This window comes from Carnobacterium sp. FSL E2-0243 (genome assembly GCF_038003605.1).
Lineage (GTDB): Bacteria > Bacillota > Bacilli > Lactobacillales > Carnobacteriaceae > Carnobacterium > Carnobacterium maltaromaticum.
Window position 1 is genome coordinate 1,374,539 of record NZ_JBBOPM010000001.1, and the last position, 25,937, is coordinate 1,400,475.

Below are 25,937 nucleotides of genomic sequence, written 5' to 3' on the forward strand. Positions count from 1 at the left end.
AAAAAGCGCTAGGAAATAACATCATTAATCAAAAATCTTACGAAAAAGTGTGACATTTTTCTGTGAAATTTAACTATTTGTTTCATTAGTAGTCAATTGAGGTCATTTCTTTTAAAATTTTTCTTAGCTCGTCTATAAAAAAATCATTTTCTAAAGGAGTGTAATAGATTAGTTGGACGGGCGTTTTATAATCATTGTAATAGTTTAATAAGGTTAGTTTTTCCTTTTCTGTATCAATCCTTACTGTTATTCTTGGATTATGAAGATAACTCCCACACGAATCTGCCATTAATTGACTAATGCGGTAGATATCTTCCTCGCGTTTAATACGGTAGTAATTGGGGGCTAGATAAATTTTTTGATTGCCATATTTTTTTGATAAAGATAAAATTTGTTTGATTAATAATTGCTCCATAGTTTATGCTCCTTAGAATAAAAAGTTTGTTGAGCCGTTCAGCTCTGGCAAAAAGATAGGAAAATACACACAAAGTATCTTTTTACTTTGAGGGGATTTTCTCTTCTTTTCGAAGAGTTGGCACAAAAGAACTAGCCTAGAATAAAAAGTTTGTTGAGCCGTTCAGCTCAGACAAGAAAATAGGGGAATTTGATGTGGCGTTTTTTGTCACCTCAAAATTCCATCTTTTTCTCGAAGAGTTGGTTCAAAAGAACTAGCCTAGTAAAATTTTTGAACTAAATCTAGAGTATAATTATAGCAAATTTTTCTATTAAAAGAAGGTTAAAATGCTATGATAAAAAAATGTTGACTTCTTACCCAATTTTTACTATACTAAAACCACAACAAATTTAGATTGTGAGGGATTGCTATGTTAAACAGCAACTTACGAAAACCAACACAACTGAATACTTTTTTCTTTAGCTACTTTAGATAGTGTTTGTGTACATGAAAAATCATGGATGCAAACCGAAATGTTTGTGTCTATGGGGCTGAAGGATTTTAACGAGCAAAATTCGCCACATAGATTGATTGATAAAATCTAAGTGGCTTACTAAATTTAACTGACAGAATTTTTGTCAGTCTGAAGACATTCACTTGGATTTTATCAAATTCTTAGTGGATGTCTTTATTTGTTTTCTAAAAAGACGCAAGTAGAGCAAAATAGAATTGGGGAGGAAAGACGAAAAGAAAAAGCTTAATCAACTAAAATAAAAAAGATAAAACGGAGGAAATGAACATGAAAAAATTAACGACGAAAAAATATTTGGTAGCTGGATTGACGGGTGCGTTGGCATTAGGATTATTAGTTGGGTGTGGCAATAAAGAAAAGGATTCAGGAACAGCAACAGATAAAGATGCTGTAAGTGTTGGGATTTTACAATATATGGAGCATAATTCTTTAGATGCTGCCCGTGAAGGATTTTTAGCAGAGTTAAAAGATGCTGGTTATGAGGAAGGCAAAAATTTGAAAGTTGATTCGTTAAACTCGCAAGGAGATCAAGCAAATCTAAAAAGTATGAGCGAACGTTTAGTTAAAGAGAAAAATGATTTGATTTTAACCATTGCAACACCAGCGACTATTTCAGTTGCAAATGAAACAGACAAAATTCCTGTCTTGTTTACAGCAGTAACAGATGCTGTAGCCGCAGATATCGTTAAGAGTAATGAAAAACCAGGCGGAAACATCACGGGAACAAGCGATATGGTTCCAATTGATGATCAAACAAATTTACTTTTATCAATTGTGCCAAAAGCTAAAAAGATTGGCATGATTTATAATTCAAGTGAAGAAAATTCAGTAATTCAAGCTGATTTGGCTAAAAAAGCATTAGAAAAAGCTGGTGTTGAGGTTAAAGTTGCAACTGTGACTTCAACTAATGATGTCCAACAAGTAATGACTTCTTTAGTTAAAGATGTCGATGGAATTTATATTCCAACAGATAATACATTAGCTAATACAATGGAAACAGTTGGAGAAATTGCTAAAAGTAATAAAATTCCTGTAGTAGCTGGTTCAACAGAGCAAGTTGAAGTTGGAGGATTAGCAACATACGGAATTGATTACAATGAACTAGGACGTCAAACAGGTAAACTAGCCGTTAAAATTCTAAAAGGTGAGGCTAAGCCAGGGGATTTAGCTATTGAAACATCAAAGAATTTAAAATTAGTTGTTAATGAAGATATGGCAAAAGCGTTAGACATTGATCCAGCTAGTATTAAAGTCGAAAAATAAATTATTTTCAAAGACTAAGGTAGGGATTCCCTACCTTAGATATAAATTCAGGTGGAAGAATGAAGGGAAGATTGATTTATGGATATTCTATTATCAAGCGTGTCACAAGGATTATTATGGTCGATTATGGCAATTGGAGTGTACTTAACCTATCGGATTTTAGATATTGCTGATTTAACAGCAGAGGCAAGTTTTCCTTTAGGTGCTGCTATTTGTGCGAGTCAGATTGTAGCAGGGATGTCACCTGTATTAGCAACATTATTAGGCTTAGTTGGAGGAATGGTAGCTGGTTTGGTTTCAGGCTTACTCCACACGAAATTAAAAATACCAGCACTTTTAACAGGTATACTAACCATGACAGCTTTATATTCGATTAATTTGAGAATCATGGGGCAAGCAAATGTTTCCCTATTAGGTAAAGAAACAGTGATGCGTATGTTAACGACAATGGGAATGGATAGTCAAATGGCAGTTTTAGCTGTTGGAGGAATATTTGTAGCTATTGTAATTATATTTTTATACCTATTCTTCAGCACTGAAATTGGGTTAGCGATTCATGCAACTGGTGATAACAATGAAATGAGTGAAGCAAACGGAATTAATACCGATACAATGAAAATTATGGGTTATATGATCTCTAATGGTTTAATCGCTTTGTCTGGAGCTTTGATGGCCCAAAATAATGGTTATGCAGATATTAGTATGGGGGTTGGAACAATCGTTATCGGTCTGGCTTCAATTATTATCAGTGAAGTTATTTTCAATAATGTTAGCTTTGTTAAACGTTTGTTTGTGATTATCATCGGATCTATTATTTACCGTTTAATTATTGCGGGTGTTTTAGAATTAGGCGTAGCGCCAACAGATCTGAAATTATTCTCAGCTATTATTTTAACTATTTGTTTAGCTTCTCCATTACTAAGAAGCAAATTACGCGGATTGCTAAAATTAAAATCAAAAACTGCATCAGTTAAGAAAGGGGTTCAATAAGATGGTTAAAATCTTAGAATTAAAAGGAATCCATAAAAGTTTCGAAGTCGGGACTGTCAATGAGAATCATGTGCTAAAAGGAATCGATTTAACATTAGAAGAGGGCGATTTCGTCACAATTATCGGTGGAAACGGAGCTGGAAAATCAACACTCTTAAATAGTGTTGCTGGTAGTTTTGGTGTGGATCAAGGTGAAATACTCTTAGACAACATAAATGTAACCCAACAAAAAACAGCAAAACGAGCAAAATATATTGGACGTGTGTTCCAAGATCCAAGGATGGGTACGGCAACTCGTTTATCAATCGAAGCAAATTTAGCGATTGCTTATAATCGTGGGAAAAAACGTGGCCTATCAAGAGGTGTCAAGGACAAACAACGAGCTGAGTTTAAAGAACAGCTAAAAGAACTGGATTTAGGTTTAGAAAATCGATTAAAAATGGAAGTTGGCTTACTATCTGGTGGTCAAAGACAAGCTTTAACCTTATTAATGGCAACTTTAGTGACACCAAAATTATTATTATTAGATGAGCATACCGCGGCTTTAGATCCTAAGACAAGCCAATCTGTTTTAAACTTAACAGAAAAAATAGTCAATGAAAAAAATCTAACAACTTTAATGATTACTCATAATATGGAAGATGCCATTCGTTATGGAAATCGTCTAATTATGTTATATAATGGCAAGATTGTTGTCGATATTAAAGGGCCAGAAAAGAATAATTTGACGGTTGCTGATTTATTAGCTCTATTCCAAAAAAATAGTGGACAAACGTTAACAGATGATGCTTTAATTTTAGCCTAAATTAAGACTGAAAAAGCCATTACAACAAGATAAAACTTGCTGTAATGGCTTTTATTAATAGATTTAGTTTAAAGTAGGTAATTTCTCATTGATTACGGCTAAACGTTCAGCAACTTCATCTAAACTAAGATTTTGTTCCTTCACATAGCGGTTTTCTGGAGAGACACGACACTCGTGGCTACAGCCACGTAAATATTTAGCTTCATTTTCTTCAGAAACTAAAATTTGACGATTACATTTTGGATCAGCACAGTTCATATAACGTTCACATGGAGTTCCATCAAACCAATCACGACCAACAATGACATGTTCCTTATGATTGATCGGAACACTAATACGACTATCAAATACATACATTTGGCCGTCCCATAAATCGCCTTGAACTTCCGGGTCTTTTCCGTAAGTTGCAATCCCACCATGTAGTTGACCAACATCTTTAAAACCCTCGCGGACAAGCCAACCTGAAAACTTCTCACAACGAATACCGCCAGTACAATAAGTAACAACACGTTTTTCCATAAATTGTTCCTTATTATCACGAATCCATTGAGGTAGCTCTCTAAAGCTACGGATATCGGGTCTAACTGAACCTCTGAAATGACCTAAATCATATTCATAATCATTACGGGCATCAATAACAACGACATCATCATCTAAAATAGCTTCACGGAATTCTTTTGGACTTAAGTACGCACCTGTTAATTCTAATGGGTTTACATCATCTTCAAGATTTAGTGAAACCAATTCTGGACGGTAACGAACATGCATTTTTTTAAAGGCATCTTGATTTTCATCATCAATTTTAAATACAGTCTCAGCGAAATAAGGATCAGCATGCATTTCATCCATATAGCGTTGAGTCGTTTCGAAATCACCAGAAACAGTGCCGTTAATCCCTTCATCAGCGATTAAAATCCGACCTTTTAAACCGATTTCTTGGCAAAAAGCTAAATGATCTTTCGCAAATTGTTCCGCATCTTCAATGGGTACATATTGGTAATACAGTAAAACACGAATATCTTTTGACATATTCTCAATTCCTCCTAGTTAAATGTTCCTTGCAGTGAAAAAAATAGCTAGAATCACTAATAATAGATTTTAACATGTTTAAAAGAAGAAGTACAATACATTTTGATTGTGTTAATAATCACAAAAAGCTTTTGATAACAAGCTTTGAACAAATTATAACGGTTTGTATTTTTTTTGATTCATCTTTGCGAATTCTTTTGGAAAATAAAATAGTTTACATGTATTTTCACACTAAAGATTGTTATACTTAGAGAAACAAGAAGGAGTGAAGAAATGAGACGATGTGATTGGGCAAAATCAGAATTAGATAAGGCGTATCACGACGAAGAATGGGGGAAACCGTTGCATGGTGACGATGCTATTTTTGAGTTGTTGATTTTAGAAACGATGCAAGCAGGTTTAAGTTGGTCAACTGTCCTAGTAAAAAGAGAAAATTTTCGTCAAGCGCTAGACGGTTTTGATTATCATTTGATTGCAACTTACGATGAAAATAAATATACAGAGCTTTTAGAAAATAAAGGACTGATTCGAAATAAATTGAAAATAAAATCGATTATAAATAATGCTAAAGCATTTTTAAACGTTCAAAAAGAATGGGGAAGTTTTGATGATTATTTATGGTCTTTTGTAGATGGTAAACCAATTTTGAATGAATTTAAAGAAATTAGCCAAGTTCCAGCAAAAACGGAATTATCTGAGAAGCTAGCCAAAGATTTAAAAAAACGTGGTTTTTCATTTGTGGGTCCGGTTACTTGTTATGCCTTCATGCAAGCTGCGGGTTTAACAAATGATCATCTAATGGACTGTGATTTTAGAAACTAATTAATAAGCAGATTTTTTTCCTTTTTGGACAAAAAGTTTTATAATATAAAGTATAAATATAAGTCAAAGACAGAATCTTAGCTTATATTCGAGACTCTCTAGTTCCGACCATATCTAGAGAGTCTTTTTTTTATTTGTAAAAAATTGTTCAAGCAATGAAATATAACGATATAAATGAAATTTGATTGTAACCTAAACGATATGCTATTTAAATGTGAGGTATGTTATAATGAACGAACGTTAAGAAAAATTTAAAAACTAAAAAAATGCCTACACTACTTTGGAGGAATGAATAAAATGAATAAAAGACTAGCAACCATAGCCATTATAGGCAGTATGACATTTAGTTCAGTATTATTACCAGCTATTGCAACTGCTGATACAGTGGATTCAAAAATTGAACAACAAGACAATAAAATTAATACTTTAAAAGCGAACTCATCATCTACGCAAGCTGACTTGGAAGCTATTGAAACTTCTATTGCGACAAATGAAACGAGTGCTAAAGAGTTATTAGCTGAAATTAAAGCGGCTAATAATGAAATGCAACAGTTAGATCAAGAAATTGGTGTATTACAAACTAAAATAGAACAACGTAATGAGCAATTACAAAATCAAGCGCGTTCTGTACAAGTAAACGGAGACAGTGCAAACTATGTTGAGTTTGTTATTAATGCGGAATCTGTTACGGATATTATTGGAAGAATTGATGTTGTTAGTAAATTAGTAACAGCTAACCGTGATTTAGTTAAAGAACAAGTTCGTGATCAAGAATCTGTGAAAACGAAAAAAACTGAAACTGAGAAAAAAGTGAATCAACAAAATACATTGGCTGGTCAATTAGAAGCTACTCAAGCTAAATTAGCAAGCCAAAAATTTGAAAAAGAAGCCGTTGTTGCACAATTAGCTTCAGAAACAGCTACTGCTGAAGGCGAAAAAGCTGGATTCCTAGCTCAAAAAGCAGAAGCTGAAAAACAAGCAGCTTTATTAGCAACAGCTAAAGAAGAATCTGCTAAGGCTGTTCAAGTTGCAGCTGCAACTAAAGAAACAGCAACTATAGCAACGAACACAGCTTCTAATCAAGATTCGGCAGCTGACTCAAGCTCATCAGTAGATAGCTCAACACCTGCACCAGTAAATCCAACGCCGGCTCCTAATCCAGGCAATGGTAATAATGCTGGAAACGGTGGTAATGGAGGTAATGTAACACCTCCAGCTAATAAACCAGATCCAACGCCAATCCCAGACCCACCAGCAACAGGTGGTGGTACTTCTTGGAGCAACTTGCAGCCAATTGCTGAATCTCTAATTGGAATCCCTTATCAATGGGGTGGAACAACGACTAGTGGTTTTGACTGTTCTGGATTTACACAGTATGTATTTGCTAAAGCAGGAGTAAGCATTCCACGAGTGGCATCTGCACAATACTCAGCTTCACAAAAAGTGAGTAACCCACGTGCTGGAGATTTAGTATTCTTCTCACAACCTGGTTCAGGTGGTGTGATTGATCATGTTGGAATCTATGTAAATTCTAGTACCTTTATCGGATCACAAAGTACACCAGGAGTTGCTTATGCTTCATATAGCGGATATTGGGGAGCATATATTGTAGGATATGGTCGCTACTAAATCGAATTTTATAAATAATTAAATTAAAAAAGAACTTGAGAAAATTTCTCAAGTTTTTTTTTATGGTGATAAAGGCATATTAAAAATCATTTTGAACCATTTCGCTAAAGAATAAACTCTTAACCTCAAGATTGCTATTAGAGGTTAAGAGTTTATTTTTATTTACTATAAGAATCCGTTAAATCCATAAAGGTTTGAACATCTTGTTCCATAATCTTAATACCTGCAACCCAGAAATCTGGTTTAGTTAAATCAACCCCTAAATGTTTCATTGCTAATTCTTCAGTCGTCATTGAAGCCGTATCTCGTAATAGGGCGATATACTTATCTTCAAATCCAGCACCTTCCTCAATTGAGCGAGCATAGATACCTAAACTGAATAAATAACCAAATGTGTATGGGAAATTATAAAAAGGAACATCTGAAATAAAGAAATGTAATTTGCTAGCCCAGAAATGTGGATGGTAAGATCCTAATGAATCTTGATAAGCTTCTTTTTGAGCAGATTCCATTAATTCAGAAAGACGTTCAAAGGAAACAATCCCTTCTTGACGTTCAGTATAGAAGTTTGTTTCAAATAAGAAACGGGCATGAATATTTAAAAACATTGCTAAAGCGCTAGACATTTTTGTATCTAAAAGAGCAATTTTTTCAGCATCATCTTTAGCTTCTTTAACCGTTGCATCGGCTACAATCATTTCCGCAAAAGTGCTCGCCGTTTCAGCGACGTTCATAGCATATTCTTGTGAAACGCCAGGTAAATCTTTCATAACGTAACTATGAAAGGCATGACCCAATTCATGAGCCAATGTTGAAACCTCACTAGGAGATTCTGAGTACGTCATGAAGATACGCGACTCACCTGATTCTGGTAAAGAGGTACAATAGCCACCAGGACGTTTTCCAGGACGATCTTCAGCTTCAATCCAGCGATTGTCAAAAGCCATTTGCGCAAAATCAGCCATTTTTGGACTAAATTTTTTAAAATTATCAATGATAAATTCAGCACCTTCATCATATGGATAAACCTGTGCTTTAGATCCTGGAATAATAATAGGAGCATCTAAATCTTGCCAATCTAATTTCTCTTTGCCAAATAATTTAGCTTTACGATTTAAATAGTCCACAAAAGCTGTTTTATGTGAAGAGACAGCTTGCCACATTGCATCTAAAGTTTCAGGTTTCATTCGGTTATACTCAAGAGGACGTTTCAAAAAGTCTGTAACACCATGAGCTTTATAGGTTGCTAAACGAAAACCAGCTAAATGATTTAATGTGTCTGCAAAAACAGGCGCTAATTTGCTCCATGTTGCTTCCCATTGGCTAAATAATTGATCGCGAACAAGTGGGTCAGGATCCCCAGTCATTTTATTAAATGCTTGACCTGCTGACAATAAAGTAGTCGTCCCATCTTTTTCCTCAAAAGGAATCTCAATAGTTCCAACTAGCGTATCATAATGTTTACTCCAAGCCTCAAATCCATCAATACTTAAAGCATTAATTAAGGCTTCTTCTGCTTCACTGAGTAACTCTTTCCCGTGTTGTCTATTTTCACTTAGATTAAATTTAATTGGACTAAAATCAGGTAATGCAATTAATTTTTGCCATTCTTCGTCAGGAATTTCAACCATTTTTTTTATGAAAATAGTTTCTGAAGTAGCAAATTGACTATTCAATTCAAATAACTGTCCAAAGATTGCGCCAGATTGAGTATCTTTAACGTTAGCAGATTGCACAGCATTAATAAAACTAAAAGATTGGGTTAACCCGTATTTGATTTTTTCTTCCTTTTCTAAAATAGTTTTAAGATGTGTGTACGTTGGTTGATCTAGCTGCGGATTCCATGATGTGACCTCAGCAGTATAATCAATTATTTGTTCAGTCATTAGGTTGATTTTTTCTTTTAGAGCAGGTGAGGCGCTTCCGCCTGGGAAAATAGACTCTAAATCCCAATTCATTGTGTACTTCATAGCTAACTCCCTTTCCAATTTAAACTAAATTAATTATAACGCAATTGCGTTAAATAGCAACTAGCTAGCCAAATCGTCAGCCTAAAGTCTGAAGTGAGATTGGTTCTTTTGGCTGTAGGTTAGCGACTTTTATTTCGCTATAATAAAGTTATCAAATAGCTTTTATAGAAAAGAGGAGTAGAAAATGAGTCGTAATTTTAAAGTTTTTTTAGCAATTGAAGGTATTCTGGCATTATCATTTATTCAAGATTTGGTTCGAAATCCAATTTTGGTTACATTACTGATTGGGAGTTTCATTATCATGGCCGTTGCAAATAAAAATAATAATCACGATTTAGGAAAAAAAGCACTTTACCTATGTATTGGTAGCCTATTAGTTGGGTTATTTACATCTGGCGTATTTGCAGCTATGCTAATTGTTGTTTTAATCTGGTGGATTATCTTTGGCTTAGATGAATTAAGCTACCATATCCAAAAAAGAAATTAAATAGTGCTTGGTAGGTAAAAAAGACCTTCATAGGGTCTTTTTATTTTGTCCTTCTGTAGCTATTTTTTAATAAAATGATAAAATTTAAGTTAAAAGGCTGTATTTTTTTTGAAAAAATAGTACGATAGTAGGGCTAGCTCTGATTACTTATGAACTTGAGTGAACTCAATGCGCTTTTTAATAGACTGACTCTTTTGATACAAGAAAGGATTTAAAAAATGAAAATGAAAGCCAGTACCAAAGATAATTTATTTATTGTTTTAGCTATTTTTATGATGGGAGTGCTGTTTTATAGTTCTTCACAACCCTATGGGAAACAATCAGTTACACCTTTATTAGATCAAATTTTGGTTAATCAACCTTTTAAGGAGTTACTAAGTGGTGTGAATTTTCATTATGCTGGAAGTGAAGTTAGCATTGCCGCCCAAGGTTATTCGTCTTTTATTGAATTTTTTATTCGTAAAGGAGCCCACTTTGGTACCTATTTCTTACTAGGTTTGTTTTGGTTTTTAGGATTGAAAAATAAATTAAGTAGTAGTAGTTTAGCCGCTTTAATTGCCTGGCTTTTAGCTGCTGGATATGCTGCTTTTGATGAATTTCACCAAAGTTTTACAGCTGATCGAACACCGCTTTTTCAAGATGTCATTTTAGATAGCGTTGGCGCATTGACAGGGATATTAGTAGCTTTATTATTTATTCAATTATTTACTAAGAAGAAAAGAAAAAAAACTAGACGCTAAATTGTCTAGTTTTCTTTCTAAATATAGGTAGCTGAAAGGAGAAATTAAAATGAATCGAAAAATTATACTTTATATTGCAAGCTCATTAGATGGGTATATTGCTAAGCCTGATGGTGATTTAGATTGGCTTATTAATAGTGAAAACGATGGGGATAATGGTTTGTTTGCGTTTATGGGACAAATTGATACAACGATAATGGGAAGAACAACATATGATGAAGTGCTAGGTTTTGATGTGCCTTTTCCATATGTAGGTTACGAAAATTATGTCTTTACAAACCATCCACCAGTAAATGATGAAAATGGGGTTCATTTTATTAAGGGAGACATTAAAGCGTTTATTTCCACAATTAAAAAAACAGCTGGAAAAGATATCTTTTTAATTGGAGGCAGCCAAATCATTACTGAATTTTTAGCGCTAGATTTAATTGATGAAATTATTTTATCAATTGCTCCTGTTTTAATAGGTAAAGGCATTCCACTTTTTGCTGGTGATTATTTAGAAAAACGCTACAAATTAGACCAAGTTAGACAGTATAAAGAGCTTGTTCAAATTCATTATAAATCCTTATAACGTGAGGCTAAACTAAAGAGGATTTGCCTTTCGTAGTAGATGTTTGGTAAAATGAATGCGTTACCGTTAAAAAATACACACTGAAATGAGGGAATTTGGATGTCAGGACATTCGAAATGGAGTAATATTCAAGGACGAAAAAATGCACAAGATGCCAAAAGAGGTCAAATTTTTCAAAAAATATCAAGAGAAATCTATATGGCTGTTAAGAGTGGTGGACCTGACCCGAGCACCAATCCTCAGCTGCGTATGATGATGGATAAAGCTAAGTCTGCAAATATGCCAAATGATAATGTGAAACGGGCAATTGCGAAGGGTAGTCAAAGTGGTGAAGGTGAAAATTATGAAGAAATCACTTATGAAGGCTATGGTCCTAATGGAATTGCAGTTTTAGTGCACACATTGACAGACAATCGTAATCGGACTGGAACCAATGTCCGAGTAGCGTTTAATAAAAACGGGGGATCACTGGGAGAAACAGGTTCAGTTAGTTATATGTTTGATCGAAAAGGCTATCTGGCAATCGAGCGTCGTGATTTGGCAGTTGATGAAGATACAATGTTAATGAGTGTTTTAGAAGCTGGTGGCGAAGATATGGAGACTAGTGATGAAGTCTTTGAAATTTATACAGAACCAAGTGATTTTATTTCTGTGCGAGATGCTTTAGAAGCCAGTGGATATAAGTTAGCTCAAGCTGAAATTACAATGGTGCCTCAAACTACAAATGAATTGCCAGCTGATAAAAGAGCCTTATTTCAAACGATGCTTGATAAATTGGAAGAGGATGATGACGTATCAGAAATATTTCATAATGCTGAAATGTAAAAAGAAAATAAACTGATTTAGACTTTTTCTTATTTGGAGACAAGAAAGGGGCTTGCAGGAAAGTTGGAGGGGTTAAAATTGAAAAAAGGTGTATTAGTTTATTCAGGAACTCCAATGATGGGAAGAAGTGTTATTCGTTCTTCAGCAGTTGGATTGTTTGATGTAGGAAATCCACAAAAATATGTTGAAAAAATGAAGGCAGTCATTCAAGAAAAAAACCTTGATTGGTCGTTTAAGTTAGATGAAACAGAATCTGATTTGGAAGAATTATTAAAAGAACAGACCGATTTAATTGTGTTATTACCAGGACTTGAAAGAAAATTTAGTCACGGCAATTTTCCTGTAGAAAAATATATTCAATTAAATTCGTTGGATTTCCATAGCTATAATCTTGCACCAGTTCTTGCTTTTATGGAAAAATAAAAGAAGAGAATTGGGATACAGGGGGATATCAAATCATGATTAGAGTAGGAAGGAAAGCTGACGTTTACGAGGTTGTACCTTTAATAGTAGAAATGATTGTCGAAGCTGAGCTGAGTATTTTAGCCACAATGAGTTCTGAGGAATTAACTCAACTATTACAACTTGGCTTCCAACTTGAAGATTATCGATACAGTTATAAGAATGCAATTGTTCTAACGAATAATCTTGATGAGACCGTGGGTGTTGCTTTTGGTTATCCTGGAGAATTGGGACCTATTATAGATCAACCCTTCACTCCAATTCTAGTGAGTCATGGTTTTAGTGAAGAGTTTGTTTTTTTTTCAGACCGAGAAACATTTCAAGAAGAATGGTATCTAGATATTATGATTATTAAAGCCAATCAGCGTGGAAAAGGCTATGGGAAAGAATTATTACAAGCTATTTTAAATTCAAAAAAAGGAACGATTGGGTTAAATTGTGCTCAAAATAACCCTCAGCTTCTTCAGTTTTATGCTTCTTTCAATTTCAAAACAGTAGGATCATTAGTGATTGGTGGACATAGATACAATCATATGCAAGTAGAAGTGTAATCAAATAAAAAAGCAAGTTGAGATCGGTCTCAACTTGCTTTTTTTATTCACTTGTTACTTGTTTAGTAAAACCTTCTCCAACTACACGTTGAACATCATTAATAATAAAGAAAGCTTTTGGATCATATTTATTTACAATCTTAGTCAAATGAAGTAACTGTTGCCGATTGACTACTGTGTACAAAATTTTACGATCTTGTTTTAAGTAATAGCCTTGACCATGAAAAATAGTAATACCACGTTCCAATTCTTTATCAATATCACGGGCAATCAGCTCATATTGGTCAGAAATAATAGTAACGGATTTCTTAGGATTAAAGCCTTCCAAAAGAAAATCAAGAACTTTTGTAGAAACGTATAAAGATAGAACTGTAAAGAGCATGTTTTCTAATCCGATAATAAAAACAGAAGGAATAACAACAATTAGATCGAAGAATAATAAAGCATAACTTGTATTCCAGCCTAAATATTTATTTGCCAATTTTGCTAAAATGGCACTACCAGCAGTTGTTCCACCACCAAGCATAATTAATCCCATTCCACAACCCATCATCGCTCCAGCTGCTAAAGCTGCAACAATCGTTTCATCAGCAGAAAATCCCCAGCCGGTTGTTAAACGTAAAAATATAGAAGTTAAGGCAACGGCGAAAATAGTTAAAAATATCGTAGCTTTATCAAGGTATTTGTAGCCTATAATCAATAAAACACTGTTAAACATTAGATTTGTTAAAGCAGGTGACCAAGTAAATAAATAATACAGCATCATCGTTATTCCGGTAACGCCGCCTTCTCCGAGCTCATTTGGGATTGCAAACATATTGACTGCAAGTGAAAAAATAAAAGCCCCCACAACAATTTTCAAATAATTAAAAATCGTCTTTTTGTCCATCTTAGCACCACTCCTTTTGGTTATAGATAGATTATTTTCAATTTGGTTTAGTTTTGTTCGTTTACAAATCAATTAATTTCAACGGAATAAATTGCAAAAAATAAGACACTGCTTGCTCCATTACTGGGCATTCAGAGTCTTTTATGAAAAAAGAACGAAAACAAAATGTAATCCGATTGATAAACAATCTCTTATGACAAACTAAATTTCTTTTCTACCTAGAAAAATATATCATAAAAGGAGTCGATAGGCAACTGAATTTATATGCGAAGCTCTTTAATGAAAGAAAATAGAAATTAAGGTTACCGCAATTAAAATTTGGCTTACTCCAATTCCCAATCCATAAAGAGCAAAGCGGCTACCTTGTTTAATTAGATCAGCTAAATTCAAACGTAAACCAATACCTGCTAATGCAATAATTTCAAACCAACCACTAGTGTCATGCATAACGTTTTGCAAAAATTCTGGGATAAAACCTAAACTTCCAATCAAACAAATGATGAAGAAACCAATCACATACCATGGAATTTTAACCGATTTTTTTCCTGTTGCTTGTTTGTTAGCTGTTTCGTTTGTTTTATAACGACCAAATAAATAGACAATAACAACTAACATGAGAATTCGCATGATTTTGAAAATCATAGCTGTTGTTAATACCTGACTATTTACCATGCTCCCACTTGCAACAACTTGACCAACAGATTGTAATATCCCACCAATCAGAGCAGAGGTTTTCAGATGCTCATAATTGTAAAGGAAATAACTCAATACAGGTAGCAGTAACATCAAAAGAGTTCCCGTTAAATTAACAATTGTAATAACTAGTCCAACCTCTTCTTCATCGGCATCTAAAACAGGAGCTGTAGCCGCGACTGCTGATGATCCACAAACAGCATTTCCACTTGCCATAAGCAGCGTAATGTTTTCAGAAAATTTCAACTTTCGACCAATAAAGATAGCACATAAAATGGTTCCAGTCATTTGTAAAATAATAAATAAAAATCCGCTAATGCCTAGAACAGAAATTGTTTGAAAAGTAATCGTTCCACCTAACAAGACAACAGAATACTCCAATAATGTACTTTCTGAAAACTTGGTTCCACGACTATATCTTTCATGTTTAAGAAATGTATTTCCAAGAAAAATACCTAAAAAAATTGAAAGTGTTGCTGCCCCTAAAGTGGGGAGAAAAATAGCTAAAATTTTACTTAAAACTGCTACTCCAACACAAATAATGACACCGGGTAAAAATTGCTTTATTTTGTTCATATGATGCTTTCCTTCTTTCTTGAAATCTACTAATTTTATTATTTTTTTCCTTTTTAAAATTAATTTATATATTTAGTATACACTCTATGTTATCATTATTAAAATACGAAAAACTGATGAATTCGATTAGTAAATATAATAGAAAGAGGTTGGAACATGCTTAGATTAATTGAGACATTTAAAGTAGTTTATGAAGAAATGAATTTTACACTTGCCGCAGAGAAACTATTTATTGCACAGCCAACTGTTTCAATGCATATTCAAAAATTAGAAGAAGAATTATCTACGACATTATTTATTCGAGATGGGCGAAAAAAAGTAATCCCTACTCAAAGTGCAGATATACTTTACATTCAGGGGAAAGCAATGTTAACCCTTTGGCAAGAAACCCACGAAAAAATTCAACAAGTACACGGTCAAATTAGACATACATGTAAAATTGGAGCATCAAATACAATTGCTGTTTATGTATTGCCATTGATTTTAAAAGAATTAAAACAGGATTTCCCAATGATTGATTTTGAAATTTATATGAGTAATTCTGATGAAGTTTTAAAGAATGTAAGAAATATGAAATGGGATTTTGGTTTAATTGAAACAACCTTGAACTCTGGTGAGTTAGAACGAATTCAAGTTTTACAAGACGAGTTAGTTTTAGCTGGAAAAACGGAAGAGGACTTTTGGTTATTGAGAGAATCCGGATCTGGAACCCAACATTATACGCATGACTATTTAATGGAGTTTAATTTATTGACACCTAAAAAAATGCTAGTTGAAAGTAACGAAATGATTGTTAAACTGTTAGAAAAAGGCATTGGTAAAAGTATTATTTCTAAACGAGCAGTTGGAAATATACCGTATCAAAGTCTGCCTAGCCACTATCAACGCTCCTTTTATTTAATTAGAAAGAAAGATGAAATTGAGTGGCAACGAGCAGTAAGCAATCAGTTCATTACAAGGTTAAAAGAATTAAAAATAGACTGATGAAGAGAAGCTAACGAGCATTTAATTGTTCTTAGCTTTTTTATTTGGTCTTATTTAAATGATTGCCTTTTGGGATCAGAAAATAAAAAATAATAAATGGTTTTTACATATAGTATAGCTGAGAGGGACGTGGAAAGGAGTTCGAGAATGAAAATTGAGCAAAATGTAATCCAGTTAATGGGAGAAGCAGAAAAGCGGGGTGTGAATGATATTCATCTGCTACCTAGAGAAAATAAGTATCAGATTTATTTTAGAGTTAGTGGTCATTTAGTGGAACACTCAGTTGTTTCTCTTAAGAAAGGGGCTCAATTAATTGCTTATTTAAAATTCCTTTCAAATATGGATGTTGGGGAAAAACGGTTCCCACAAAGTGGCGCAAAAAATATGCTGATAAATGGAAGCAACAAATCTGTACGCTTCTCAACAATTACTGACTTTCTTCATCAAGAATCTCTAGTTATTCGTTTTTTAAATCAAACGCAAAAGCGCAAACTAGTTCAAACCTGTTATTTTCCTAATCAAGTTACAGTGTTAAAGCAGTTAATTGAGGTGAAAAGTGGATTGATTTTATTTTCTGGTCCGGTTGGGTCAGGAAAAACAACCACGATGTTCCAATTAATTAAAGAATTTGTAGGTAAAGAAAATTGCCAGGTTTTTACAATTGAAGATCCTGTAGAAATTCAAGAAACGTTATTTCTCCAAACCCAAGTTAATCCAAAAGCTGGTATTGGTTACGATTTACTTATAAAAGCTAGTTTGCGACATCATCCAGACATCATTGTTGTCGGAGAAATTAGAGATCAAGAAACAGCTAAAATGGTCATTCGAGCTGCACTAACAGGTCATTTAATTGTTAGTAGCATTCATGCTAAAAATGGAGTGGGTGTGGTTAAACGACTACTTGAATTAGGTGTATCAGCTCAACAAATTAAACAAAGTTTAATAGGTGTTATTTCTCAAAAACTAGTTCCACAATATTGTCCGTTTTGTCAGGGTGAATGCCATCTTTACTGTAGTTTTTTAGCAGTATATGCTAAACGGTCAGTCATTTATGAAACGTTAACAGGGCGAGAATTAGAAGGTTTAATGGAAGGTGGAGATGCTCAGATAAATTTAGAAAAACAAACAAAATCTTTTAATTATTATTTAAGGAAGGCGTATAGTTATGGGTTTATTACGAAAAAAAGTTATCGACAATACAAAATCCAATAAAAAGATTAAAGAAACACAGCAATCTTTTTTTTTAACAAAATTAGCCGTATTAGTTGCAGAAGGTTTTTCTTTAAAGGAAAGTTTACTCTTTCTAAAAATTATGCTTCCAAAGCAAGCAGTATGGTTAAATCAAGCATTAAATCAATTAGAAGAAGGTCAAGAATTTTTTCAAGTACTCAATCAGCTAGGATTTTCTGAACGAATTTCAAGTCAAGTGTATTTAGCGCAAATTCATGGTCAATTTAGCCAAGTTTTAGCTGATAGTGGTGCTTTTTTAGAAGCAAATGGGAAACGTAAAAAGAAATTAAAACAACTCTTGCAGTATCCAATGTTACTTGTTATCTTCATGTTTAGTATTTTATTTGGTATTCGTTTGTTACTACTGCCACACTTTAACGACTTAGTTCAACAAAATGGTTCATTTACGTCACTTGTTAGTGGAATAGCAATTGGTTTGATTTATTATTTTCCCTATGTATTTATGGGCTTACTTTTTAGTCTTTTAATCATAAAAATTAGTTTAACTAACTATTTCAAAAAACAAACAGCAATAGCTAAATTGAATTTTATTGTGGCGCTACCTTTCTTTGGAAATTTAATTAAACTATATTATACGTATTATTTTAGCTATGAATGGGCTCAATTATTTAAAAGTGGCTATTCTATGTTGCGGATTATTGAAGTAATGAAAGCCAAAGAAACAACAAAAATAATGCAAGAAGTAGCTAATGAAATGGAAAAAGGAATGAAAAACGGGATAGGATTACATGTCGTTATGAAGCAATTGCCATTTTTGAAAACTGAATTAGGAGCAATTATATTCCATGGTGAACTCACCAGTCAGTTAGCTAGCGAACTAAATTTGTACGGTCAAATTTGTCAAAATGAATTTGTTCAGAAAATCGAAAAATTTATGGGATGGATTCAACCACTCGTTTTTATTCTAGTCGCATTCTTTATTTTATGTATCTATTTAGCTTTATTATTGCCAATGTTTACTATGATGGAGGGGATTTTATGAAAAATAAAAGAGTAAGTCATAAAAAATGGAAATTAAACAATAAGGGCTTTACATTAGTAGAAATGATTTTAGTTTTATTTGTTATTTCTGTATTGTTAATCTTAGTCATTCCAAATGTTGTTCAGCAAAAAAAGAAAATTGATAACCAAGGTACCGAAGCTTTAATGACTGTGATAGAAACTCAAATTGAACTTTTTTTATTGGAAAAAGAGCCAGGAATAGAGGTCAGTTTTGCGGCATTAAAAGCGGATAATTATTTAAAACAAAAACAAATTGATAATGCGATTAACAAAGGGTTAGCGATTGAAAATAACCAGGTTGTCCAGCGATGATCAATGCTCGAGGATTTACTTTAATTGAAACGATTTTAATCTTAAGTATCATCATGGTTTTATTTGGATTACCAACCGTGATTGCCAATAAAACATACGAAAAAGTACAAAAAATGTTGTTTTTTGAGGCTTTTCAAAGCCATTTACTTGCTACACAAAATTATGCATTGTTAGCAAATAAAAAAACGAGTATGACCATATTTAAATCGGGTACGGTTCGATATCAAGTGCTTTCTGAAGCAAAAGGTGTAGTCAATCAAGAATTGAATATTCCGAAAAGCTTAACAGTTGATAACAATAATTCGATTCGTTACGTTGCTAAGACTGGACGTCCTTCATCCTTTAAAACGATTAAATTTAAAAGTTTAGATAAAGGCTACACGTTTAAATTCCAGATGGGAAGTGGACGCTATATTTTTGAAGAAAGCGAGTAAAGAGTCTGGTTATTTAGTGTTAGAAGGGCTCGTGGCATTTGTTTTAATTTTATCTACTATTTCTCTGTATTTTCCACTGCTGACAACTATCCTGCAACGACTTCAGATTGAAAAAGTTAATGTTGAAAAAAACAGGAGAAGATATGAACAAATTCAATTAGGTAGTGACGAATTAAGCGAGATTCAATTGAAAGGAATTGAATGGGATGAAGAATAATTTGAAAATCGTTCATTCTTCAACTAAAAATAATTTTATAGCGGGTTTTACTTTGTTAGAAGCTTTAGTTGCTACCTTTATTTTGTTTATTTGTGTCTCAATCCTTTCTTTAAGTCTTCAAAATTATCAACGAATTAGAGAAGTAACATTTAAAGATCGCCAGTTAGAATGGCATTTATTTTTAAATCAATTTGAAGAAGAAGTGAAAAATACTAGTCTAGTAAAAATAGAAGTAGAAAAAGTTGTTTTCAACAGAGATAACAGTCCTGAAAAAGACCAGTTTTTTTATGAAAAATATCGTAATATGCTGAGAAAACGCACGAATAAAGGGGCTGGTGGTCATCAACCTGTATTAATGAAACTTGAAACAATAAAGTTCAAAAAATTAAATGATTTTTTGGAAATCAAGGTAACTTTTACCAATCAAGAAAGCTACGAAGCACTTGTAAAAGTTAACTATATGGGGGATAGCTAAATGAATCAAAAAGGTGCTATTTTACCAACTGTAATTATGTTTGTTGCATTATTATTGTTGCTTGCGCTGGGAACAATTACGATTTATCAGGGACAGATGCGCCAATTAATGATACTTAATCAGCATTATGAAGCGAAGAGTCTGATGCTGATCGCTAAAAAGCAACTAGAAATAAAAAGAGGTGCAGTAAAAAGGGAAGTTAAGGCGATGAAATTGGAATATTCTACTGGAGATGTAACAATTAAACAAGGACAAGTAGGGGAATTTCAGTTTTTTGTTAAACTACAAAATGACTATATATTGGAAGACGTTTTTACTTTGTCGGATCTTCCGCTAAAAGTAGATACATCTGAGGTGAATAGCGAAAATATTTCTCCATGAAATAAAGTTAGGAAAATGAAAGAAACACAGTATATCCAAAAACTGTGTTCCTACATATAGAAATTTGAACGTGTACGGCAATCAACTATTTAAGCATAGCAAAAGAAATGAAACAGAAGGCAATATTCATTGTAATCAGACGTATTTCACGATATAATAAAATGAATTGTGCAAATTTTCGCAGTAGAAATGATTTTGACTAAATACTTATTTTAGGAGGAACTAAAAATATGAGCCGGATTGAAAAATTACGTAAAGGTATGCAACAAAGAGGATTAGATGCCTTATTGGTAACAAGTCCTTATAATCTTCGCTATGTTTCCAACTTTACTGGAACAACTGGTCTAAGTGTTATTACGCTAACAAATGCTTTTTTTGTAACAGATTTTAGATATACTGAGCAAGTTGCTGAACAAGCTAAAGGGTTCACAGTTGTTCAAAATCATGGTCCTATTTATGATGAGGTTGTCAAAATTGTAACGGAACAAAAAATTGAAGCTCTAGGCTTTGAACAAGATTTTGTGACCTTTAGCATTTTTGATATGTTAGAAGAAATTATTCCTGAAACAACTGATTTAGTTCCAGTATCAGGTTTAATCGAAGGGTTAAGAGAAGTAAAAGAACCAGAAGAAATTGAAACAATCAAAAAAGCTTGTCAAATATCGGATGCAGCTTTTGACTATATATTAGGTGTAATTAAACCAGGTATGTCAGAAATTGAAGTAGCTAATTTGCTTGATTTCCATATGCGTAGTTTAGGTGCAACGGGTGTTTCATTTGATACAATTGTTGCTAGTGGCTTACGTTCAGCAATGCCTCATGGAGTTGCAAGTCAAAAGTTAATTGAAAAAGGCGATTTTGTAACACTTGATTTTGGCTGTTACTACAACGGCTATGTTTCAGATATGACTCGAACATTTGCAGTTGGAGAGCCGATAGCTAAACTTAAAGAAATTTACCAAGTAACACTTGAAGCTCAATTGCGTGTTATTGATGCAGCTAAGCCTGGAATATCAGGAATTGAATTAGATGCTGTTGCTCGTGATTATATTGCTTCTAAGGGTTATGGTGAAGCCTTTGGACATTCAACTGGTCATGGGATTGGATTAGAGATTCATGAAGGTCCAAATGTATCAAAATTAGCAGAAAAAGCCTTCGTTCCAGGAAATGTTATTACTGATGAACCAGGTATCTATTTACCAGGTATTGGTGGAGTACGGATTGAAGATGATTTATTAATTACTGTTGGTGGCAATGAGATTTTGGTTCATTCACCGAAAGAATTAATTATTCTATAATAAATGGTTTAGACCATATCGTTATTGGAAAGATTAAATTTATATGTGAGAATGCTGAAAAAATTGGATGGAATAACAATTTTATAGTAAGAATGCAAAAAAAATGATACACTATAGTGTAAGAACAGAGATGACTCTAGGAGGAAAATGAATGATTTCAGTAAATGATTTTAAAACAGGCTTAACTATTGAATTTGATGGCGGTATCTGGCGTGTTGTTGAATTCCAACATGTAAAACCAGGTAAAGGGGCAGCCTTTGTTCGTTCTAAATTAAAAAATTTACGTACTGGAGCAGCACAAGAAAAAACGTTCCGTGCAGGTGAAAAAGTAGCTAAAGCACAAATCGACAACCGTCGTATGCAATATCTATACGAGAGTGGTGGCGCTCATGTCTTTATGGATAGCGAAACTTACGATCAATTAGAATTACAAGAGTCTCAAATTGAAGATGAACTAAAATATTTAAAAGAAAATATGGAAGTTCAAATCATTATGTATGGTGCTGAAACATTAGGTGTTGAATTGCCAAATACTGTTGAATTACGTGTTGAAGAAACAGACCCAGGTATTCGTGGTGATACATCTTCCGGTGGTTCAAAACCAGCTAAAATGGAAACAGGCGTCTATGTAAACGTACCATTCTTTGTTAACGTGGATGATGTTTTGATTGTGAACACACAAGATGGTTCATACGTCTCTAGAGCTTAATAATGAAACAATTGTATCTTTAAGAAGATACATGAGTGAAAAAATGGAGGGCTGCTTAATGGCTGAAGAAACAAAATTAACTTTACAAGATAATAAAGCAAGTCTTGGTGAAATCGAAATTGCTCCAGAAGTAATTGAAGTGATTTCTGGAATTGCTGCAAGTAAAATTGAGGGTGTCTATGCAATGCATGGCAATCTAACCTCAGGTGTGGTTGAATTATTTGGTCGCACTAGTCATAAAAAAGGGGTTCATTTAACGGTTGATGAATCAGGTTTAAAAATTGATGTTTATTGTTTAATCAATTATGGGGTATCTGTTCCTAAGGTTGCTAGTGAAATGCAAGAAAAAATTCGCCAACAACTTTTATTTATGACAGATATTGAATTAGCTGAAGTAAACATTCATGTCGTAGGTATTGTTCCTGAAAAAACAGTTCCACAAGAACTTTTAGACTTAGATTTAGATGAAGATGGTGAAGATGCGTGAGTTTAACAAGACGCGATATTAGAGAAAAAGCCTTACAAGCTTTATTTCAACTATCAGCTAATGAAGGTTTGACAATTGATCAAGCTATTCAACAAGCATTAACAAGTGAAGATGAGTTGCAAGATGAAGTTGAAGTTGTCGAAGTCCCTAAGTATTTAGATTTAGTTGTGACGGGAGTTCTTCAAAATCAAGCTATTATTGATGAGAAAATTCAAGCAAACCTTGAAAACTGGTCAATGAATCGTTTGGCTAAAACTGATTTAATTATTATGCGTGTCGCTATTTTTGAAATGTTGTATGTTACAGACGTACCAGGCAGAGTTGCTTTAAATGAAGCACTAGAAATAACCAAGCTTTATAGTGATGAAAAATCACGTAAATTTGTCAATGGTGTGTTAGCAAAAATTGTTGATCAAGAAAATTAATTCATACTATTAAGTTAATGATGAAAAAAGAGGCTATTATAGCCTCTTTTTTTAATGTGCTTTTAATTGTTAATGTTCGTTTTTAATTATTCTAATTCATTTTATTCGTGGTAATTATAATTGTAATTACGTTTTTAACGAATGATAACAATCTGAAATTGTATAATAATCGGTTAAAAAGCTTTTTTAATTAAAATAAGCTAGGTAGAAGCTTCTGATTATGTTAAAATGGTCTATGTAATCAACTAAATGAAATGATTGAGGAGTGATTTTAAGTGAGTGCAATAATAATGGATGGAAAAGGACTTGCAGATGAAATGCAAGTAGAAATGTTTAAAACTGTAGAGGGCTTAAAAGAGAAAGGAATTACTCCGGGATTAGTTGTTTTATTGGTAGGAGAAAACCCAGCCAGCCAAACTTATGTAAAAAATAAAGAAAAACGTGCGGTAGCACTAGGTTTTAATTCATTAGTGAAACGCCTACCAGAAAGCATTTCAGAAAAAGAATTAGTTAATGAAATTGAATTCTATAATCAAAATCCAGATTTTCATGGTATACTAGTTCAGTTACCTTTACCAAACCATATTGATGCTGAAACAATTTTAAATACGATTGATCCGAGTAAAGATGTCGATGGTTTCCATCCAGTGAATATGGGGAAACTTCTAATTGGTCAACCGGATATGATTCCTTGCACTCCTTATGGTATTATGAAATTATTAGCGCGTTACAAGATTGATATAGCTGGGAAAAATGCGGTCATTATTGGTCGAAGTAATATTGTTGGAAAACCAATGGCTCAGTTATTATTAATGGAGCACGCGACAGTTACAATAGCGCACTCAAAAACAGCTAATTTAGCTGAACTAGCTAAAACAGCTGATATTTTAGTTGTAGCAATTGGTCGAGGACATTTTGTTACCAAAGAATTTATTAAGTCAGGAGCGGTTGTAATTGATGTAGGCATGAACCGCGATCAAAATGGGAAGTTAATTGGTGATGTTGCTTCTGCGGAAGTTGCGGAAGTTGCAGGATACTTAACTCCAGTACCCAAAGGAGTTGGACCAATGACAATTACCATGTTACTATACCAAACTATCAAAAATGCAGAAAAACAAGTAAAATCGTTCTAAAAGGAGGGCTCTTTTTGTCACCTGAATACTTAACTGTAACGGCATTGACAAAATATATAAAACGAAAATTCGATCATGATCCTTATCTTGAAAGAGTTTATTTAACCGGTGAAATTTCAAATTTTCGAATGCGACCAAATGCTCACCAATATTTTAGTTTAAAGGACAATCAAGCTAAAATTTCAGCGTTAATGTTTAAGGGGGCTTTTCAACAACTAAAATTCACTCCAGAAGAAGGAATGAAGGTCCTTATTATTGGACGCATTTCCCTTTATGAAGCAAGTGGAAATTATCAAATTTATGTTGAACATATGGAACCAGACGGTGTAGGTGCATTGTACCAAGCTTTGGAAGAAATGAAAAAGAAGCTACAGCTTGAAGGATTATTTGATGCTCCAAAACAATTGATTTCCACTTTTCCTAAACGAATTGCTGTAATCACAAGTCCAACAGGTGCAGTTGTGAGAGATATTATGACAACAATTAAACGGCGTTATCCAATTGTTCAGCTGGTCATTTTTCCAACTCTCGTTCAAGGTGAACGAGCGGCGCAAGATATTGTAAAAAGCATTCAGATGGTGGAAGAAAAAGGCGATTTTGATACAATGATCATTGCACGAGGTGGTGGATCAATTGAAGATCTATGGCCATTCAATGAAGAAAGTGTTGCGCGTGCTATATTTGAAGCTACAACACCGACAATTTCTTCGGTTGGACATGAAACGGATACAACAATTGCCGATTTAGTTGCGGATGTGCGAGCACCAACTCCAACTGCAGCGGCGGAATTATCAGTGCCTTTATTAAGAGATGAAATCCTGAAAATTGAACAAATGCGCATGCGTCTAATGAAAAGTTATGCTGGAAAAATCGATGTGTTGAAACAACGCTTAATGAGAAGTTTAGGTTCTTATATTTTCAGACAACCTGAGCGTTTGTATGAAGGCTATGCTCAAAATTTAGATTTAGCGACGGAGCGATTAATCCGAAGTTTAGAGTATCGAATCACTCAACAAAATCATGATTTAACTATGTTAAGCACGAAGCTAAAAGCTTTTGATCCTAGTCAATTAGTTAAACAAAGAAAAGAAGAAGTCCAATTTTTAGAACAACAATTAACCGTACAAATGGAACGTTATATGGCAGATAAAACAAAAGATATTCATAATTTGATGCAGTCATTGGATTATTTGAGTCCGTTAAAAATTATGGATAGAGGTTATAGCTATGTAACTAAAAATGGTGAAGTCATTAAAGAAAGTCAACAAGTTCAATTAGATGATGTTTTGAAAATTCATCTAGGAACTGGACAAATCGAAGCGAAAGTAATTGAGAAAGTTGAGGAAACAACATGAGCGCAAAAGCAAAATTAAAATTTGAAGAAGCCATGCAACAATTGGAAGAAATTGTAACGAATTTAGAACGTGGGGATGTACCTTTGGAGGAAGCTTTGGAACAATTCCAAAAAGGTGTGGGCTTAAGTAAAATTTGTAAAGAAACTTTACAAAATGCAGAAGAAACATTAACTAAAATGGTTGATGAAAAAGGCAATGAAGCTCCATTTGAAAATCCAAGTGAAAATGAATAGAGGGGATTTG

The 25,937-nt window shown here is 33.6% G+C and carries 31 protein-coding genes; 26 read left to right on the forward strand and 5 right to left on the reverse strand.

From position 1 onward, the window contains the following. Positions 1 to 85 precede the first annotated feature (85 nt). Positions 86 to 415 (reverse strand): hypothetical protein, encoded by a 330-nt coding sequence (locus MHI00_RS06395; RefSeq protein ID WP_015076799.1) that lies wholly within the window; start codon positions 413 to 415, stop codon positions 86 to 88. 778 nt (positions 416 to 1,193) lie between these two features. Here MHI00_RS06395 and MHI00_RS06400 point away from each other — a divergent pair. The 3 genes from MHI00_RS06400 to MHI00_RS06410 all read left to right on the forward strand — a co-directional run bounded on the left by MHI00_RS06400 (position 1,194) and on the right by MHI00_RS06410 (position 3,984). Next, complete coding sequence (locus MHI00_RS06400) at positions 1,194 to 2,189, forward strand: ABC transporter substrate-binding protein (protein WP_056999549.1); 996 nt, start codon at positions 1,194 to 1,196, stop codon at positions 2,187 to 2,189. Positions 2,190 to 2,267: 78 nt separating this feature from the next. Further along, positions 2,268 to 3,179, forward strand: a complete 912-nt coding sequence (locus MHI00_RS06405; protein WP_010054520.1) for an ABC transporter permease — start codon at positions 2,268 to 2,270, stop codon at positions 3,177 to 3,179. Position 3,180: 1 nt separating this feature from the next. Continuing rightward, positions 3,181 to 3,984 (forward strand): ABC transporter ATP-binding protein, encoded by an 804-nt coding sequence (locus MHI00_RS06410; RefSeq protein ID WP_010054523.1) that lies wholly within the window; start codon positions 3,181 to 3,183, stop codon positions 3,982 to 3,984. Between the two features lie 63 nt (positions 3,985 to 4,047). On the opposite strand, the gene trhO is transcribed toward MHI00_RS06410, so the two are convergent. Then, positions 4,048 to 5,013, reverse strand: a complete 966-nt coding sequence (gene trhO / locus MHI00_RS06415) for an oxygen-dependent tRNA uridine(34) hydroxylase TrhO (protein ID WP_010054524.1) — start codon at positions 5,011 to 5,013, stop codon at positions 4,048 to 4,050. Positions 5,014 to 5,286: 273 nt separating this feature from the next. Between trhO and MHI00_RS06420 the strand changes: the two genes are divergently transcribed. Together MHI00_RS06420 and MHI00_RS06425 are read left to right on the forward strand one after the other, a co-directional pair. Beyond that, entirely contained in the window at positions 5,287 to 5,835 is a 549-nt protein-coding gene (locus tag MHI00_RS06420; protein WP_010054525.1) for a DNA-3-methyladenine glycosylase I, read from the forward strand. 297 nt (positions 5,836 to 6,132) lie between these two features. Further along, complete coding sequence (locus tag MHI00_RS06425; protein ID WP_341112103.1) at positions 6,133 to 7,464, forward strand: C40 family peptidase; 1,332 nt, start codon at positions 6,133 to 6,135, stop codon at positions 7,462 to 7,464. 158 nt (positions 7,465 to 7,622) lie between these two features. Here MHI00_RS06425 and MHI00_RS06430 read toward each other — a convergent pair whose 3' ends face one another. Then, positions 7,623 to 9,434: a M3 family oligoendopeptidase gene (locus tag MHI00_RS06430; protein ID WP_010054160.1), complete on the reverse strand. Its 1,812-nt coding sequence runs from the start codon at positions 9,432 to 9,434 to the stop codon at positions 7,623 to 7,625. A gap of 184 nt (positions 9,435 to 9,618) precedes the next feature. Here MHI00_RS06430 and MHI00_RS06435 point away from each other — a divergent pair, with 184 nt between their 5' ends. The 6 genes from MHI00_RS06435 (at position 9,619) to MHI00_RS06460 (ending at position 13,073) form a co-directional block, all read left to right on the forward strand. Continuing rightward, entirely contained in the window at positions 9,619 to 9,921 is a 303-nt protein-coding gene (locus MHI00_RS06435; RefSeq protein WP_010054162.1) for a DUF7649 domain-containing protein, read from the forward strand. A 218-nt stretch (positions 9,922 to 10,139) separates the two neighbouring features. After that, positions 10,140 to 10,661 (forward strand): VanZ family protein, encoded by a 522-nt coding sequence (locus MHI00_RS06440; protein ID WP_010054164.1) that lies wholly within the window; start codon positions 10,140 to 10,142, stop codon positions 10,659 to 10,661. 49 nt (positions 10,662 to 10,710) lie between these two features. After that, the gene (locus tag MHI00_RS06445; RefSeq protein WP_057000776.1) at positions 10,711 to 11,235 is read left to right on the forward strand and encodes a dihydrofolate reductase family protein; all 525 of its coding nucleotides are present in this window, start codon (positions 10,711 to 10,713) and stop codon (positions 11,233 to 11,235) included. Between the two features lie 99 nt (positions 11,236 to 11,334). Next, positions 11,335 to 12,060, forward strand: coding sequence for a YebC/PmpR family DNA-binding transcriptional regulator (locus tag MHI00_RS06450; RefSeq protein WP_341112112.1), 726 nt, complete (start codon positions 11,335 to 11,337; stop codon positions 12,058 to 12,060). Positions 12,061 to 12,138: 78 nt separating this feature from the next. Continuing rightward, complete coding sequence (locus tag MHI00_RS06455; protein ID WP_056999545.1) at positions 12,139 to 12,483, forward strand: hypothetical protein; 345 nt, start codon at positions 12,139 to 12,141, stop codon at positions 12,481 to 12,483. A 35-nt stretch (positions 12,484 to 12,518) separates the two neighbouring features. Next, the gene (locus MHI00_RS06460; RefSeq protein WP_341112115.1) at positions 12,519 to 13,073 is read left to right on the forward strand and encodes a GNAT family N-acetyltransferase; all 555 of its coding nucleotides are present in this window, start codon (positions 12,519 to 12,521) and stop codon (positions 13,071 to 13,073) included. Positions 13,074 to 13,116: 43 nt separating this feature from the next. On the opposite strand, the gene MHI00_RS06465 is transcribed toward MHI00_RS06460, so the two are convergent. Beyond that, the gene (locus MHI00_RS06465) at positions 13,117 to 13,962 is read right to left on the reverse strand and encodes a YitT family protein (protein ID WP_010054171.1); all 846 of its coding nucleotides are present in this window, start codon (positions 13,960 to 13,962) and stop codon (positions 13,117 to 13,119) included. 276 nt (positions 13,963 to 14,238) lie between these two features. Beyond that, positions 14,239 to 15,231, reverse strand: a complete 993-nt coding sequence (locus tag MHI00_RS06470; protein ID WP_010054172.1) for a YeiH family protein — start codon at positions 15,229 to 15,231, stop codon at positions 14,239 to 14,241. 156 nt (positions 15,232 to 15,387) lie between these two features. Here MHI00_RS06470 and MHI00_RS06475 point away from each other — a divergent pair, with 156 nt between their 5' ends. The 15 genes from MHI00_RS06475 to MHI00_RS06545 all read left to right on the forward strand — a co-directional run bounded on the left by MHI00_RS06475 (position 15,388) and on the right by MHI00_RS06545 (position 25,927). Then, positions 15,388 to 16,215, forward strand: coding sequence for a LysR family transcriptional regulator (locus MHI00_RS06475; protein WP_010054173.1), 828 nt, complete (start codon positions 15,388 to 15,390; stop codon positions 16,213 to 16,215). Between the two features lie 147 nt (positions 16,216 to 16,362). Then, positions 16,363 to 17,427, forward strand: coding sequence for a competence type IV pilus ATPase ComGA (comGA, locus tag MHI00_RS06480; RefSeq protein ID WP_010054175.1), 1,065 nt, complete (start codon positions 16,363 to 16,365; stop codon positions 17,425 to 17,427). Beyond that, a complete protein-coding gene (gene comGB / locus MHI00_RS06485; RefSeq protein WP_341112122.1) occupies positions 17,381 to 18,448 on the forward strand; it encodes a competence type IV pilus assembly protein ComGB in 1,068 nt (355 codons plus the stop codon). Before comGA ends, comGB begins: the two co-directional genes overlap by 47 nt. Continuing rightward, complete coding sequence (gene comGC / locus MHI00_RS06490; RefSeq protein WP_010054179.1) at positions 18,445 to 18,780, forward strand: competence type IV pilus major pilin ComGC; 336 nt, start codon at positions 18,445 to 18,447, stop codon at positions 18,778 to 18,780. Before comGB ends, comGC begins: the two co-directional genes overlap by 4 nt. After that, the gene (gene comGD, locus MHI00_RS06495; RefSeq protein WP_341112126.1) at positions 18,777 to 19,214 is read left to right on the forward strand and encodes a competence type IV pilus minor pilin ComGD; all 438 of its coding nucleotides are present in this window, start codon (positions 18,777 to 18,779) and stop codon (positions 19,212 to 19,214) included. Before comGC ends, comGD begins: the two co-directional genes overlap by 4 nt. Then, positions 19,198 to 19,431, forward strand: a complete 234-nt coding sequence (locus tag MHI00_RS06500) for a hypothetical protein (RefSeq protein ID WP_010054181.1) — start codon at positions 19,198 to 19,200, stop codon at positions 19,429 to 19,431. Before comGD ends, MHI00_RS06500 begins: the two co-directional genes overlap by 17 nt. Then, positions 19,421 to 19,906: a competence type IV pilus minor pilin ComGF gene (comGF, locus tag MHI00_RS06505; protein ID WP_010054182.1), complete on the forward strand. Its 486-nt coding sequence runs from the start codon at positions 19,421 to 19,423 to the stop codon at positions 19,904 to 19,906. Before MHI00_RS06500 ends, comGF begins: the two co-directional genes overlap by 11 nt. Further along, positions 19,907 to 20,287 (forward strand): hypothetical protein, encoded by a 381-nt coding sequence (locus MHI00_RS06510; RefSeq protein WP_341112132.1) that lies wholly within the window; start codon positions 19,907 to 19,909, stop codon positions 20,285 to 20,287. It begins immediately after the preceding gene. Positions 20,288 to 20,517: 230 nt separating this feature from the next. Next, entirely contained in the window at positions 20,518 to 21,585 is a 1,068-nt protein-coding gene (locus tag MHI00_RS06515) for a M24 family metallopeptidase (protein WP_010054184.1), read from the forward strand. Positions 21,586 to 21,736: 151 nt separating this feature from the next. Further along, on the forward strand, positions 21,737 to 22,294 hold the full coding sequence (efp, locus tag MHI00_RS06520) for an elongation factor P (protein WP_010054187.1): 558 nt from the start codon (positions 21,737 to 21,739) through the stop codon (positions 22,292 to 22,294). 58 nt (positions 22,295 to 22,352) lie between these two features. Beyond that, positions 22,353 to 22,781, forward strand: a complete 429-nt coding sequence (locus MHI00_RS06525; protein ID WP_010054188.1) for an Asp23/Gls24 family envelope stress response protein — start codon at positions 22,353 to 22,355, stop codon at positions 22,779 to 22,781. Continuing rightward, entirely contained in the window at positions 22,778 to 23,206 is a 429-nt protein-coding gene (gene nusB / locus MHI00_RS06530; protein ID WP_010054189.1) for a transcription antitermination factor NusB, read from the forward strand. The genes MHI00_RS06525 and nusB overlap by 4 nt, the downstream gene beginning before the upstream one ends. Positions 23,207 to 23,496: 290 nt before the next feature. Beyond that, positions 23,497 to 24,339 carry a bifunctional methylenetetrahydrofolate dehydrogenase/methenyltetrahydrofolate cyclohydrolase gene (locus MHI00_RS06535; RefSeq protein ID WP_341115092.1) on the forward strand — a complete coding sequence of 281 codons (843 nt, stop codon included), beginning with the start codon at positions 23,497 to 23,499 and terminating at the stop codon, positions 24,337 to 24,339. A gap of 14 nt (positions 24,340 to 24,353) precedes the next feature. Further along, positions 24,354 to 25,694: an exodeoxyribonuclease VII large subunit gene (gene xseA / locus MHI00_RS06540; protein ID WP_010054191.1), complete on the forward strand. Its 1,341-nt coding sequence runs from the start codon at positions 24,354 to 24,356 to the stop codon at positions 25,692 to 25,694. After that, complete coding sequence (locus MHI00_RS06545; RefSeq protein ID WP_015076782.1) at positions 25,691 to 25,927, forward strand: exodeoxyribonuclease VII small subunit; 237 nt, start codon at positions 25,691 to 25,693, stop codon at positions 25,925 to 25,927. The genes xseA and MHI00_RS06545 overlap by 4 nt, the downstream gene beginning before the upstream one ends. Positions 25,928 to 25,937 lie beyond the last annotated feature (10 nt).

Bases quoted from the DNA above. Each gene is read 5' to 3' on its own strand.
- MHI00_RS06395 (WP_015076799.1), bottom strand. From the start codon at position 415: ATGGAGCAATTATTAATCAAACAAATTTTATCTTTATCAAAAAAATAT.
- MHI00_RS06400 (WP_056999549.1), top strand. From the start codon at position 1,194: ATGAAAAAATTAACGACGAAAAAATATTTGGTAGCTGGATTGACGGGT.
- MHI00_RS06405 (WP_010054520.1), top strand. From the start codon at position 2,268: ATGGATATTCTATTATCAAGCGTGTCACAAGGATTATTATGGTCGATT.
- MHI00_RS06410 (WP_010054523.1), top strand. From the start codon at position 3,181: ATGGTTAAAATCTTAGAATTAAAAGGAATCCATAAAAGTTTCGAAGTC.
- trhO (WP_010054524.1), bottom strand. From the start codon at position 5,013: ATGTCAAAAGATATTCGTGTTTTACTGTATTACCAATATGTACCCATT.
- MHI00_RS06420 (WP_010054525.1), top strand. From the start codon at position 5,287: ATGAGACGATGTGATTGGGCAAAATCAGAATTAGATAAGGCGTATCAC.
- MHI00_RS06425 (WP_341112103.1), top strand. From the start codon at position 6,133: ATGAATAAAAGACTAGCAACCATAGCCATTATAGGCAGTATGACATTT.
- MHI00_RS06430 (WP_010054160.1), bottom strand. From the start codon at position 9,434: ATGAAGTACACAATGAATTGGGATTTAGAGTCTATTTTCCCAGGCGGA.
- MHI00_RS06435 (WP_010054162.1), top strand. From the start codon at position 9,619: ATGAGTCGTAATTTTAAAGTTTTTTTAGCAATTGAAGGTATTCTGGCA.
- MHI00_RS06440 (WP_010054164.1), top strand. From the start codon at position 10,140: ATGAAAATGAAAGCCAGTACCAAAGATAATTTATTTATTGTTTTAGCT.
- MHI00_RS06445 (WP_057000776.1), top strand. From the start codon at position 10,711: ATGAATCGAAAAATTATACTTTATATTGCAAGCTCATTAGATGGGTAT.
- MHI00_RS06450 (WP_341112112.1), top strand. From the start codon at position 11,335: ATGTCAGGACATTCGAAATGGAGTAATATTCAAGGACGAAAAAATGCA.
- MHI00_RS06460 (WP_341112115.1), top strand. From the start codon at position 12,519: ATGATTAGAGTAGGAAGGAAAGCTGACGTTTACGAGGTTGTACCTTTA.
- MHI00_RS06465 (WP_010054171.1), bottom strand. From the start codon at position 13,962: ATGGACAAAAAGACGATTTTTAATTATTTGAAAATTGTTGTGGGGGCT.
- MHI00_RS06470 (WP_010054172.1), bottom strand. From the start codon at position 15,231: ATGAACAAAATAAAGCAATTTTTACCCGGTGTCATTATTTGTGTTGGA.
- MHI00_RS06475 (WP_010054173.1), top strand. From the start codon at position 15,388: ATGCTTAGATTAATTGAGACATTTAAAGTAGTTTATGAAGAAATGAAT.
- comGA (WP_010054175.1), top strand. From the start codon at position 16,363: ATGAAAATTGAGCAAAATGTAATCCAGTTAATGGGAGAAGCAGAAAAG.
- comGB (WP_341112122.1), top strand. From the start codon at position 17,381: ATGGGTTTATTACGAAAAAAAGTTATCGACAATACAAAATCCAATAAA.
- comGC (WP_010054179.1), top strand. From the start codon at position 18,445: ATGAAAAATAAAAGAGTAAGTCATAAAAAATGGAAATTAAACAATAAG.
- comGD (WP_341112126.1), top strand. From the start codon at position 18,777: ATGATCAATGCTCGAGGATTTACTTTAATTGAAACGATTTTAATCTTA.
- comGF (WP_010054182.1), top strand. From the start codon at position 19,421: ATGAAGAATAATTTGAAAATCGTTCATTCTTCAACTAAAAATAATTTT.
- MHI00_RS06510 (WP_341112132.1), top strand. From the start codon at position 19,907: ATGAATCAAAAAGGTGCTATTTTACCAACTGTAATTATGTTTGTTGCA.
- MHI00_RS06515 (WP_010054184.1), top strand. From the start codon at position 20,518: ATGAGCCGGATTGAAAAATTACGTAAAGGTATGCAACAAAGAGGATTA.
- efp (WP_010054187.1), top strand. From the start codon at position 21,737: ATGATTTCAGTAAATGATTTTAAAACAGGCTTAACTATTGAATTTGAT.
- MHI00_RS06525 (WP_010054188.1), top strand. From the start codon at position 22,353: ATGGCTGAAGAAACAAAATTAACTTTACAAGATAATAAAGCAAGTCTT.
- MHI00_RS06535 (WP_341115092.1), top strand. From the start codon at position 23,497: ATGGATGGAAAAGGACTTGCAGATGAAATGCAAGTAGAAATGTTTAAA.
- MHI00_RS06545 (WP_015076782.1), top strand. From the start codon at position 25,691: ATGAGCGCAAAAGCAAAATTAAAATTTGAAGAAGCCATGCAACAATTG.